General features: G+C 34.5%; 9 protein-coding genes. 1 reads left to right on the top strand and 8 read right to left on the bottom strand.

Annotated elements, in window-relative coordinates; genetic code table 11:
* Nucleotides 1–165: 165 nt before the first annotated feature.
* A complete protein-coding gene (locus tag NJT12_RS12315) occupies nt 166–810 on the bottom strand; it encodes a YciE/YciF ferroxidase family protein (protein ID WP_271336216.1) in 645 nt (214 codons plus the stop codon).
* A 405-nt stretch (nt 811–1,215) separates the two neighbouring features.
* Between NJT12_RS12315 and NJT12_RS12310 the strand changes: the two genes are divergently transcribed.
* Nucleotides 1,216–1,965 carry a transporter gene (locus NJT12_RS12310; protein ID WP_271336215.1) on the top strand — a complete coding sequence of 250 codons (750 nt, stop codon included), beginning with the start codon at nt 1,216–1,218 and terminating at the stop codon, nt 1,963–1,965.
* 44 nt (nt 1,966–2,009) lie between these two features.
* Here NJT12_RS12310 and NJT12_RS12305 read toward each other — a convergent pair whose 3' ends face one another.
* The 7 genes from NJT12_RS12305 to NJT12_RS12275 form a co-directional block, all read right to left on the bottom strand.
* Complete coding sequence (locus NJT12_RS12305) at nt 2,010–3,683, bottom strand: sensor histidine kinase (RefSeq protein ID WP_271336214.1); 1,674 nt, start codon at nt 3,681–3,683, stop codon at nt 2,010–2,012.
* Between the two features lie 35 nt (nt 3,684–3,718).
* Nucleotides 3,719–4,102 (bottom strand): response regulator, encoded by a 384-nt coding sequence (locus NJT12_RS12300; RefSeq protein WP_271336213.1) that lies wholly within the window; start codon nt 4,100–4,102, stop codon nt 3,719–3,721.
* 241 nt (nt 4,103–4,343) lie between these two features.
* Nucleotides 4,344–6,059, bottom strand: a complete 1,716-nt coding sequence (locus tag NJT12_RS12295) for an FAD/NAD(P)-binding protein (RefSeq protein ID WP_271336212.1) — start codon at nt 6,057–6,059, stop codon at nt 4,344–4,346.
* A gap of 57 nt (nt 6,060–6,116) precedes the next feature.
* Nucleotides 6,117–7,019 (bottom strand): magnesium transporter CorA family protein, encoded by a 903-nt coding sequence (locus NJT12_RS12290; RefSeq protein ID WP_271336211.1) that lies wholly within the window; start codon nt 7,017–7,019, stop codon nt 6,117–6,119.
* A gap of 1,064 nt (nt 7,020–8,083) precedes the next feature.
* Complete coding sequence (locus NJT12_RS12285) at nt 8,084–9,214, bottom strand: sensor histidine kinase (RefSeq protein WP_271336210.1); 1,131 nt, start codon at nt 9,212–9,214, stop codon at nt 8,084–8,086.
* Nucleotides 9,215–9,526: 312 nt separating this feature from the next.
* Complete coding sequence (locus NJT12_RS12280; RefSeq protein ID WP_271336209.1) at nt 9,527–11,467, bottom strand: OmpA family protein; 1,941 nt, start codon at nt 11,465–11,467, stop codon at nt 9,527–9,529.
* A gap of 12 nt (nt 11,468–11,479) precedes the next feature.
* Nucleotides 11,480–12,385, bottom strand: coding sequence for a PorP/SprF family type IX secretion system membrane protein (locus NJT12_RS12275; protein WP_271336208.1), 906 nt, complete (start codon nt 12,383–12,385; stop codon nt 11,480–11,482).
* Nucleotides 12,386–12,393 lie beyond the last annotated feature (8 nt).

The raw sequence follows: 12,393 nt of genomic DNA, 5'->3' as shown, positions 1-12,393 counted from the left end.
GCTGTTGAATTAACATCTAAAAAGCCTTATGATTACACCCAAAAGATACAAAAAAAAGAGTAGAAAACTTTTAGCTTCTACTCCTTTAATTAACAATTATTCCTGAAAAGGGCTTTTTCAGTGCCCTCATTTTGAGATTGCAGGCTTTTTATAAAGAAAAATATTTTATTTATCGCCTTCAGTAGCGTCGAAATTGATAGTGTTATATGCTGCCTCGGTTAAGGTTATGTCCGCCTCTTTCTCTTCGTTTAAAGTCTGAATCAATAATGAAACAGCCTGATCTTCACCAAGGGTTTTCGCAAACGAGGCCAAGGTTCCATAAGTAGCAATTTCATAGTGTTCGATTTTTTGCGAAGCAGCAATTATTCCAGCATCGCGAACTGCACCTGGTTCAGTTTCTTCCATAATACCCTCGCCTTCTTTAATAAGTCCTTCCATAGCGTCACATTTTTTTGCAGCTGCCTTTTCTCCAATTGAAGCAAAAACTTCTTCCAATCTTGCGACCTGTCCTTGAGTAACTGCTAAGTGATCGTTGATGGCGTCAATTAAATTTTGAGAAGTAGCATTTTTTGCCATTTTTGGTAGTGCTTTTACAAGTGCTTTCTCAGCCCAGTAGATATCTTTTAATGAATCAACAAACAAATCTCTCAATCCTTCTGCGGCTGATGCCTTAGCTTTCACTGTTGTTTTAGAAGAACCTGATTTTGACTTACTATCAGCTGTTTTTTTAACAACTGTACTTTTAGAAGCTGAACTGCTTTTTGCAGACGTTACTTTTTTAGCGGACGCTTTAGTATTTGAATCTTTCATAATAGATATTTTTTAATTAGAATTTCAAATGTAGCATTGCTGGGTGCCAATTTCTTATACAATTTTCCAGCATTCTTTCATTATTTAAACCTTTAAAAATCAATACATAAGAAATTATAATTGTATAATAAAGTTCAATAATCATATAATTTTACTGTCTCTTGGCAAGCTACTTTTGGGTAAGTTAAAAAATTACAAAATTGTAAATATGATCTAATATTAAATGACTTAAACAAACTTATCGCCATGCAAAGAAATGTACAAACACAAGAGGGAAAATTACAATCAAAAGTTTCTTTCTACAATACCAGGAATCCTCAGAATTATGATATGATCGTTTTTTGCCATTTAATCAGGACTGCCAAGCCTTAAAAAAAACAGATTAAAATAAAAACAAAATGTAACATGAAAATATTCTATAGATCATTCACTTTCCTTATGCTTACTTTCTACTTTCCCTTTATGGCTTCGGCACAGCAAATGCAGACTGACCGCCCTAATGAAACCGAAAGCCCCAATGCTGTTACTTCACATCATCTGCAAGTAGAAAACGGATTTTCATTTGAAAGGCAGCAAAACGAGAAGACTTATGAAATTCCTCAAGTCGTGATGCGATACGGTATTTTTAAAAATACAGAAATTAGAGTTGAAAGTGTTTTAAAAATAAGCGATCAAAATCAACAACATGGTTTTGGTATTATGCCAGTTATAGTGGGTTTTAAATATCACATTCTCGATCATAAAGGCGTAGCTATTCCCGATATCGGTATTTTAGGTCGTGTGAGTATTCCGTGGATGGCAGACAAAGTTTTTAAAGATAAATACTACAGTCCGGAGATTCGTTTGCTGGCGCAGCATACACTTTCAAAAACTACTCATTTAGGATATAATGCAGGAGTTCACTGGCTTTCGCAATCGGCTGATCCTGAATACATCTATTCAATTTCTGCCGACCATTCCCTGAGCCAAAAATTAAAGTTATTTGTAGAAACATTTGGTACGGCCGTTTCACAGCATCATGCGCAAAACAGCGCGGATGTAGGAGTTTTGTTTTTATCCAATAAAAACCTGCAATTCGATTTTATGGCAGGAACAGGAATTATGAATGGATATAATAATAAATTTGCCGAATTGGGGGTGTCTTTCAGAATATAAAATAAGAGTACCTGTTAGCCACAATTTTTTTTATGCACTTTGCTTCAGTTGTGTTTTAAAGGGAGTATAACGGTAAATTTTGCACCTTCACCAGTTTTTCCTTCTGCAAAAATATCTCCACTATGCTTTTGTACTATTTTTTTGCACAGTGCCAGGCCAATACCCGTTCCCGCATATTCAGTCTTATTGTGAAGTCTTTGAAAAATACTAAAAATCTGTTGGCTGTATTGTTGGCTGAATCCAATTCCATTATCAGCAATTTCAATTTTGTAATACGTGTTTCCCTCAATAAGATTTGAGTTAAAGGCAATTTCTTGTAACGTTACCTCTTTGCTGCTAATGGTAATAACTGGAAAAACATCGCTTTTACTGTATTTTAATGAATTGGAGATAATGTTTCCAAACAATTGGGCCATCTGCACAGGATCAGCCTCTATCGTTGGCAGAACTCCATGTTCAATAAAAGCCTTTTTCTGCAGGATTAAAATCTCCAGGTCAGATATGATCTCTCCAATTACATCATTGAGGTCAATAGTTGTATAAGAACTTTCCTGTTTTGCTACTTCACTGTAGCCCAGTAAATCGCGAATCAAATTAACCATCCTGTTAGAACAAATATTTATCTTGCCCAGATAAGTTCTCGAATCATCATCCATCAATCCAACTTTCTGCTCCAAAAGCTGCGAAAAAACACTTATTTTCCTTAATGGCTCCTGCAGATCATGTGATGTAATATGAGCAAATTGCTCCAGTTCTTCATTTGTTTTTTGCAATTTTAAATTTACCTCGTTAAGCTCTTTCGTTCGTGCCTCTACAATCTGTTCAATTTGTTCCTGCGCCAGCACGCGAGCTGTCACGTCAATAACTACCGCATATACTCCAGTTATAATATCATGCTCATTTCGGCAGGGCTCATAAATCAAGCTTACATATACTTTTTTCAGTTTCCCGTCCCTTGGCAGGAAAATTGGGATCTCATGTGCAACATGGGGTTTGCCGGTTTCATATACCTGCTTAAGCAATTTTTCAAACCCCTGGTCCTGGGCCTCGAATACGCCTTCGAAAATAGGTTTGTTCATTATTTCCTCAGCAGTTTTTCCCCACACTTCAATCATTTTTTCATTGGCAATATCTACAACATGGTCAGGACCGGTGAGAATGCACATTCCAATTGGTGCCTTAAGTATAGTATTGCGCAGTTCCGCTTCCTTTTCTTCTATCTGCTTTATTGCCAGTACTTTTTTAGTAGTTTCGGTACAGATCACCAAAACTCCTTCAATTTGTTTATCCAGACCGCGCACAGCACTATAACCAAATGTCCAGTAAACATCCTCAATTTTTCCATTTCTGGAGATCGGAATCAGCTGGTCTTCGCTCCAGGTAGCTTCCCCCCCGGTGTATACCTGATTAATTAAAGGGCCTATCGTTTTCCAGATCTCTTCCCAGCAAGGTTCCCCTTCCTGACCAAGTGCGAGCGGATGTCTTCCCTGATCTCCAAGACTTGGGCGGTAAGCATCGTTATAAAACTGAACTTTTTTTTCTCCCCACCATAAAAACATAGGGAATTTAGAAGAAAGCATGATATCTATTGTGATATGTAGGCTTGCCGGCCAATATAATGACGATCCGATTGAGGTCTTCGACCAATCGAATGCTTTTGTCAGGCGTTCCATTTCTCCATTTCGGTGGTCAGAAATCTGGTCCCTGCTATTTATCATGTCTTTATTCTCCTTATCTAGTGTCTGCATAAATTTTACCCAATTAAAAATTTATTACATATGGCAACCAGGCCATTAAAATCCATAGGTTTAGTAATATAATCATGGGCACCCATATCTTTGGTCCGGTTTTTTAATTCATCTACTGATGAAGTAGAGAACATTATAATTGGGATATCTCTGAGTTCGATATTTTTTTTAATATGCTGCAAGAATTGTATACCATTCATCAGTGGCATATTAAAATCAAGTAAGATGACGTCAGGGACGATTATCTTCTGTTCGAGTTGTATTACTGCCGAAAGTGGATCATTGATCGCTGTGTACCCCACTTTTTCGGACACTTTTCGCAGCGCTAAAAGAAACATTTCACAATCGTCAGTATCATCATCAACATGTAAAATGTGTTGGAATTTCATCTAGCGGTTATTTGTTTGTAAGTAAATATACTCTTATTTTACGGGGTATTTCAAATTAAATTCTCTTAGTTTAAACGAATACTGAGGGTATCTGTGCTCCTGGATCTTTATTTTAATCTTTAAAAATTCAGATTTTCACTGAGAAGTACTTTAAACGAGAGAAAGTTATTTTCGCTTTTTTTGAAAAAAAAGATAATATGTCTATATGTAGGAAAAAGATATTACTGTACAATTTCTTACTTTAATTTATTCCCTGTATGCTATTTATAATACGCAATGATACCGCTTCGCAAAAATCCAGTCCGGAATAATCCGGATTATAACCTCCAATGTACGGAACTGCCATAATAAATATGTTTTCATTGTAGGCTCCGTACTGGTCAATAATTTGAAAATTATCATTTATTGCAATTCCCGATACGTTTAAAAAGTAACTTCCTGTACTGTCACTTTCTACGGAGCCGTTGCCTTCTAAAAAAGCAAGATGCCCTCTTTCACTTGATTTGAATTTTATTTTTGCAGGACTGACTGCTTTTTGTGAAAGTAAACTCTTAAAAGGGAAATCTGCGTAAGATAGATGTGGCTGACCAACACAATCAATAAAAGTTTCATAAAATACGGATTGTGGATTGTTATGCTGATCCAAGAAGTTATACCGGATTCCACCACCATTTTGCGGTTCTACGGTACTTTCTGCACCAACGGGAATAATATCCAGAACTCCTGCGTAGTGAAGCGCCAGTAACTCGATACAGGATTTTTGCGGAACAAATGCAATTACAATTGATATCAATGGCATAAGTACTTTTTGAAGTCGTTGGATATCTTCTGCCGAAAGGTATTTTGCAGGATGATTCATAGCAAAGCTCAAAACTGCCAGCATCTCTTTCCAATACACTGATTCCTGCCTTTTTATCGATTTCTCAGCCTGAATATATTCTGCTTTTAAAAGCTGAAATGGTTCAAGACGTTCTCGGAGTTCCATCATTTCCAAAACAAAATCCTCAATACTGAGATCTTTAATTCTATTGTAAAAATCAGGATCTTTATCGCGGAATATTTCTTTAAAATCTTTTTGAAATACAAAATCCAGTGAGAGAAAACCATCATTCTCTCTTCTGTGCAATTCAATTTCTTTTTCCGTCAGCAGCGAATTATTATTAAGATGAGAATCTTCGAGATGAAATCTTACTGCAGGTAGCATTCCACTTCTGGAATGCATGATCATTTTAAAATCGGGGCTTTCTACATGGCTTTGAAAACTTATATTTCCATTTTCATCTTTTTTAAATGAACCATTTTCTCTGGCAAGAGTTCTTATGGCGTCTATCGCGGTTAAAGACGACCCTTTTATAGCTACTGGGTGATTGAGTTTAAGCAAAAGCTTTGATGGCGGATATGGAGCGTCATAATACCCTTTGACCTTTCCTTCATATCGCAGTGGCCAGTTGTGTCCTGTACAAATAACTACATGGTCAAATTTATCTTTTTCAGTAATTGTTTCTACCCATACTTCATTGTCTTGTTCGTTGTAACTAATATCCACCACATTGCTTTGATAGTGAATTCGTGTTGTTATTCCAGCTTCATCTCCTTTTTGCTGTAAAAGTTTAAACTGGTCGGCGAGATAATATCCAAAAAGTAATCTTGGCACTACTTTATATTCAGTAAATTTATCAGGATCAATTTCAAATCTTTCCAGTAAATCTAATGGTACAGTCAAAATCCATTCTGAAATTGAAGTGGCAATTCCGGGCGTTTCGTTATCTGATACATTGGTTACATGTTCGTCATTTGCTCCTTCTCGACTATAAGGCATTCCTGCGCCAAGGGTAGATTTTCGTTCATAGATGTCTATTTCAAAATTTGTGCTTCCTGATTCAACCAATCTTTTATACATAAACAGTCCGCTTGGTCCTCCTCCTAAAATCGCAATTCTCTTTTTATTTTCCATCATTTTCATTACGTTTCTATTATTGTTTAACTGTAAATTTTCAATTTATAAAATACTATTCTAAAGCCATTTCTTTCTTTTAAACCATAAAAAAATTATTATAGAAACTAAAACCATTACAATTAAAGTAATTGGATATGCCCAATAATAATTAAGTTCAGGCATAAATTTGAAATTCATCCCGTAGATCCCTGCTATAAATGTAAGTGGCATAAAAAAAACAGAAAACACAGTGAGCACTTTCATAACATCGTTTGTTTTCCTGGCAGATAAAGACAAATAAATATTCAATAACTCTTTTGCATCTTCCTGAACCTGATCGTTGAGCATCAAAAGTTTAGTATGCAGATCGTGAACATCTCTAAGTGCCGGTACTTCTTCTCCTTCTGCCCTGATAGAATTTACAACTTCATTACTCAACAAAAGCAGTTTTTTGTATAATCCTGCCCTGTTTTTTAGGTAATAAATTGCCTCTATCATATCAGCAGGGATATTTTTTTTCAAAAATAATTTAGATTCATAACCGTCAATTTTATTCGATAGATTTATAGCGGGCTGTTCAAAAGAATGCAGTGCATCGCGAACAATATGAATGACAATGCCTGTGCTTGTTTTAACTTTCCCAGTATCGACATACGTTTCTTTTATAGTTGAAATTAAAGGCTGGGCTGTACGATGAACTGTAATGATAAAGGATTCGTTATAAAAAACAGCAATTTTACAACTCAGACTCTGGACGGTCTGCAATTTTTCCTTATTTTCACTGACAACTCTTATAATTAGGAAGTGGGTATTATTGTGTTCCTCAAATTTTGGAAGATGATCCGGATCCAGGCAATCTAGTAGTGCGTATGAATTAAGATGAAACTTTTCACTTATGGCTGATAATTCATGATCAGTGGGATCAACAAGATCAATCCATTCAATGTTGGTACCTTTAATACTGCATTGGGTTAAAGCCATCTACTACTTCTTTAAATATTTTATAATTTATTACTGCGCTTTATTAATAATGATAAAGCGACTAAAGATAGTACTCAGAGCATTTAAAAGATTATATAATAAAAGATGAAACTTTCAGAATTATAGTGTTTCAAAATTTTGTATAATGATAGTACAAGGATTAATTGTATAACTATATATGTGTGTAAAATAAAAGCGATTTTTCGACTGGATTTCAATTCGGCAGGGGAATATTAGTCTACTTCTTTTTTAAATGCTGAAGGATATTTCTCGAGAAAGAATTAGCCCTGGATTTAATTTCAAGACATTAATATTTATATAGCTATAAAAATTGCAGAAATAGCCTTGTGTATTTTTATCACGCAGGAAAAATTTCACAAGATTTGAATCTACTGCCTTCAATATAATAGACTTCGGGTAGCAATTGACCTTTCGTATTTATGAGTTTAAGAAATTAAAAAAGGCAAAGATAAAACGTATCCCAAATGCGACAGAACCAAAAGAAGTGGGCATAAACTTTTTATTTAAAGATGTAAAAAAAGTATATATTTGAAAAAAAATACTCTACAAGCTTTGTAATTACTAAAAGTATACTTTGATGTTCTGCACTTCCTTCTTTTGTTTTTTTTTGTATGGCACTATATCGTACCGATAAACTTTTAAAAATAATTCAAAAACATCAATAATTCCTCAGGTAGGATGCCAATTTTAACTCAAAAAAAGCCAGCAGTTTAAGTAGGCAATTCTTGCTGTTATTGTAAACATTAATAAAGTATAAACTAATTGTTATAAATTCAATTCACTCTATAATGTAGTTACAATAAAAGAAACTATTCTAACATTTTTTTTGACATCTTCTCGGATTCTTTTTATAATATAATATAGCGCAGATCCTAGTGTTGGACTGGCATTTTTTAAAATTTTAGAACAACAAATTCTACTAGATTAAAAGACTATCTTTAGTATTATTCTGCAACATATTTGAGTCTGATTTTTGAATTCAAAACCCTAGTTTTCTGGACAAAATTTTTAAATAATTAAGTTCAATTGAAATCCTTTTTAAGTTAATGCCTTGGTGTGTCGAAAATAATTCTCACAGATGTACCTACTAATACTGTACTTGCTATAATTATTCTGCAATTGATCTTTTCCGCCAGAGTCAGAACAAGTCGCAAACCAAGTCCAATGCCCTTTTCATTATTAGTTCCTCTTCTACTGCGATAATTTTGACTCAGAACAGCGTCAAGCATTTCTGTACTCATTCCTATTCCGTTATCGTTAATTATTAATTCATTCTCAAGGGCCTTTATCGAAATTAAACCATTTTCAGAGGTAAACTTAATGGCATTTGAAAGGATGTTTCGCACAATAGTAGTTAGTATTTCCAAATCGTCTTCTATAGCATTAAGCTTCTCTATATCAACAGCAATGGTAATACTTTTGTTCTCATATGTAGCTTTATTCACTTTTAGCGCATTATTTATTAGCTCATCAAAATCAATCCGGACTTTTCTATATTGAATATAGTTGAAATTTAGTCTGGCCCAACTAAACGTAGTATCTAATAATTGCAAAGCCTCTATAGACTCCACTTTTAGAATCTTCATCATTGAAATGAACTCCTGTTGCGAAATTTCCGATTGCTCACCTAGAGATGAGATAGAAATTAGGTTTGCAATAGGACTGCGTAAATCATGGCCTAAGATGGTAAGCATCCTGTCATTATTAAGGTTGTTTTTTCTTAATTTCTCCTGTAACATAACATCAATATCAACAAAAGCAATAATATGTAACTCTTTTACAATGGAACTTTTAATTTCAAACCATTTTTTTTCTCCTGTTTTGCAGCTGAGATGTGCTTTAATTTTCACGTGCCCTTTACCAGTTTCTTTAATTTGCTTTTCTCGGGAAGCCCATTGCTGGGTAATTTCAGTACGCAAGAAATCATCTGGGAAAATTAATTTTAATAAATCCGTTCTTGTTGGTACTTCATCTATAATATAACCTATTTTTTTATTAAAATTTTTATTAAAAAAAAGATGAAAAAATTCACCTCCGACTTTCTCAGAAATTATGATAGGATAGGGTAAAAAATTTACTATTTTTTTGAGCTCAATTCTTGATATCTCAACTTGTTCTTCTGTAGCCATAGTTATTCCCATTTTTATAAAAAACATTGCTTTACTTACTTTCATTTATTTACCGATTAATTATAAAAAATAATGCGTTTTCAAAAACCTGGCTAGAAATACAATTGCTCTTTAATGAAAAAAATAAGAATTGATTAAAACACAATTTTTTAAAAAAAACAGCAGTAAATAAAAATTTACTGCTGCCCAAATAAATCCATTTTTATATAATCTTCCAAAATTATATACTTTCCATTTTCGCCTTATGTGTGTGTTTCTCACACGCATAAGACAGACAATCTAAATTACATTTTCCGGTATTGATTCAATATTCGATAATGTAACTTAATATCACAACTCAAAATTAGCTTATACTCATTATTGGATTGAAACGATAATAAATTCACTTCGTCTGTTTAACTGATGCTCTGCCTCACTACAAGGGACACCATCAGAACATTTGTTTACCAGATGATTCTCTCCATAACCCTTCCCTGTCAATCTACTTGGGGCAATCCCTTTTTTAATTAACCAGTGTATAGTCGATTTGGCTCTTCTTTGAGATAAAGCGAGATTGTATTTAGCGGTCTGACGACTGTCAGTATAGGAACGAACATCAATTTTCATCTTTGGGAATTGGGTCATGACCACCAGGATTTTTTCCAGTTCAAAGGCTGAATCTTTTCGAATAAACGATTTGTCCAAATCAAAATAAATAATCGGAATATTAAGCGTTTTAGCCAGGTCTGTTCCTATTTCTATTGGTTTAATTCGTTTTTCTAATTGCAGCTCTAAGTTGGTTTCTCCACTTTTTCCTTCTATTCTAACTGGAATTTCCCTAGTCTCATATTCTTGTTTTACTCCCCTTACATGATAACTCTTATTGCATTCCACATTAAATTTATAGCTTCCATCCAATCCTGTTACCACTTCGGCTATGGTTTTAAATTGTCCGTCGAGCAAGATTACTTTGGCATTCTCCAGTATTTTTTTAGTTTCAAAATCGACTACAGTCCCTTTTAATACTTGTTCACAAAGTAGTTTTCTGGTTTCGGTAAACATATAAATATCGTCGTTTCCTAGGCCTCCTTCTCTATTGGAGGAGAAGAATCCGTTTCTTGTTTTACTATCGATAATAAAAGCAAAATCGTCTTGTTTTCCATTTACAGGAGCACCAACATTTTGCACTGCCCCAAATGTACCTTCCGCATCTATTTTTGAAACAAATACATCAAGTCCACCTAATCCTGGTCTGCCGTCGCTGGCAAAATACAGTTCATTACCATCAGATATAAAAGGAAATGTTTCTCTTCCTTCGGTATTGATTGTTGCTCCTAAATTTTCGGGGATTCCAAAACTCCCATTACTACTAATCGTTACACTAAACAGATCTGATTGTCCTAATGTTCCCGGCATATCTGATGCGAAATACAGTTTCTTCTCATCCTTGCTTAATGCTGGATGTGCCGTACTGTATTGGTCACTGTTAAATGGTAATTCAGATATATTACTCCACTTTCCATTAACAAAATTTGCTTTATAGAGTTTTAATAATGTAATTTTCTTGTCGTCTTTTCCTCTTTTTCCATCCAGAAAATTGTTTCTTGTAAAATACATCGTTTTTCCATCCCTGGTAAAAACAGGTGTGGATTCATTAAATTTTGAATTGATTTTTTTTTCGAACCTCTCTGGCTTACCCACAGTTCCATCAGCTTTTAATTCTGCCCAATATAAATTTGTGAAAGATTTATTTGTCCATTTGAATGTTTTTTTAGCTACTCCTCCGGTATCTCTGGCTGAAGTAAATACAAGTTTGTTGTTGTAATAGGCACTTCCATAATCCGTTTGAGTGGAGTTAATTCCGGTATCGGTAATTTCAAATCGACCGGAATTTGACTTTATTTGCTCGAGATAGTTTTTATTGTTTTCAAACAATATCCCTCTTTTATCAGTGGCAATTTTTCTGTTGAATGCCTCTAAAATTTTATCCGCTTTGGCATAATCCCCCATAGCTTTTAAGCTTTGGGCGTAACGATAGTAATATTCTGTATCCTGCTCTTTATTCATTAGAAAAAGGGCATCATACCATTTGGCCGCCTGGGGTAATTCACCATTAAAATAATAGGAATTTGCCAATCTCTGGAACACATCTTCATTTTTATATCCTTTGTTGGCTACTCTTTCATAAATATCAATAGCATCAACATAGGCGTATTTGTTATACTCTTTGTCTGCTTTTTCCTGACTTGATGTTTGCGTATTTCCTTTTAATGTCATCAACACTAAAAAAACTGCGGAAAATAGGTGTTTAATTTTCATCTTTTGAGAGTTTTAGAAGAATCTTGGTGAAGTTATTCGGCTGTAGTTATTTAAGAATTCAAATCGGAGAAATATCTCATGTGACCCTGAATTATAATGACTTAATCTGGTAGTCTCATGATCGTAAGCATATCCGATATAAAGCCCGTCGGTAATTTGAAATCCTGCCATAGCACTCAATGCTGCACTCCATCTATAGGTTACTCCTATGACAAATTTGTTATTGAACATAAAGTTTGTCGAAAGATCTACCTGTAATGGAGCTCCTTCAACCATTTTAGTCAATACCGCTGGTTTAAATTTTAGATAAGGATCCAGATCAAATACGTAACCGGCTATTAAATAGTAATTTATTCTGTCCTTAAAAATAGCCACATCATTATCATTGTACCTATTGGTTTCAATAAAATTAGGAACTGATAATCCAATGTAGGCTTTATCAGAATGCCAATAAACCCCTGCTCCGATATTAGGTGTGACTTTGTTGTTTAGATCCTGAAACTGTGGATCTCCCTGATCCTCGGGATGTAATTTATTAACATCCAGATTAAACAAGTTAGCTGTTGCCTTGATTCCAAAAGAGAGTTTAAAGGTCTCAGATGTAGGGACGGTGTAGGATAAATCGGCAGACAACGTGTTCTCATTTGTGGGGCCTATTTTATCATTTAACAATGAAACCCCTATTCCCAAATTACTATTATTAAGTGGTGTATTTACTGAAAAACTACTGGTTTCCGGTGCTCCATCTAGTCCTACCCACTGGGTACGGTACAGTCCGAAGATGCTCATTGCTCCTCTTGATCCTGCATATGCCGGATTTATACTGATAGTATTGTACATATATTGGGTGAACTGCGAGTCTTGCTGCGCAAATCCCACTACGGAAAAAAACATAAAAAATATGGCTGATTTTCTCATTTATTTTT

Source organism: Flavobacterium azizsancarii (assembly GCF_027980145.1).
GTDB classification, from domain to species: Bacteria; Bacteroidota; Bacteroidia; order Flavobacteriales; family Flavobacteriaceae; genus Flavobacterium; species Flavobacterium azizsancarii.
The sequence above is the reverse complement of the archived record's forward strand: the minus strand, read 5'-3'. Positions and strand labels throughout refer to the sequence as shown.

Excerpts from the sequence above, each read along its gene's own strand:
- NJT12_RS12310 (WP_271336215.1), top strand. The coding sequence starts at position 1,216 with ATGAAAATATTCTATAGATCATTCACTTTCCTTATGCTTACTTTCTAC.
- NJT12_RS12300 (WP_271336213.1), bottom strand. The coding sequence starts at position 4,102 with ATGAAATTCCAACACATTTTACATGTTGATGATGATACTGACGATTGT.
- NJT12_RS12305 (WP_271336214.1), bottom strand. The coding sequence starts at position 3,683 with ATGATAAATAGCAGGGACCAGATTTCTGACCACCGAAATGGAGAAATG.
- NJT12_RS12290 (WP_271336211.1), bottom strand. The coding sequence starts at position 7,019 with ATGGCTTTAACCCAATGCAGTATTAAAGGTACCAACATTGAATGGATT.
- NJT12_RS12315 (WP_271336216.1), bottom strand. The coding sequence starts at position 810 with ATGAAAGATTCAAATACTAAAGCGTCCGCTAAAAAAGTAACGTCTGCA.
- NJT12_RS12285 (WP_271336210.1), bottom strand. The coding sequence starts at position 9,214 with ATGAAAGTAAGTAAAGCAATGTTTTTTATAAAAATGGGAATAACTATG.
- NJT12_RS12280 (WP_271336209.1), bottom strand. The coding sequence starts at position 11,467 with ATGAAAATTAAACACCTATTTTCCGCAGTTTTTTTAGTGTTGATGACA.
- NJT12_RS12275 (WP_271336208.1), bottom strand. The coding sequence starts at position 12,385 with ATGAGAAAATCAGCCATATTTTTTATGTTTTTTTCCGTAGTGGGATTT.
- NJT12_RS12295 (WP_271336212.1), bottom strand. The coding sequence starts at position 6,059 with ATGATGGAAAATAAAAAGAGAATTGCGATTTTAGGAGGAGGACCAAGC.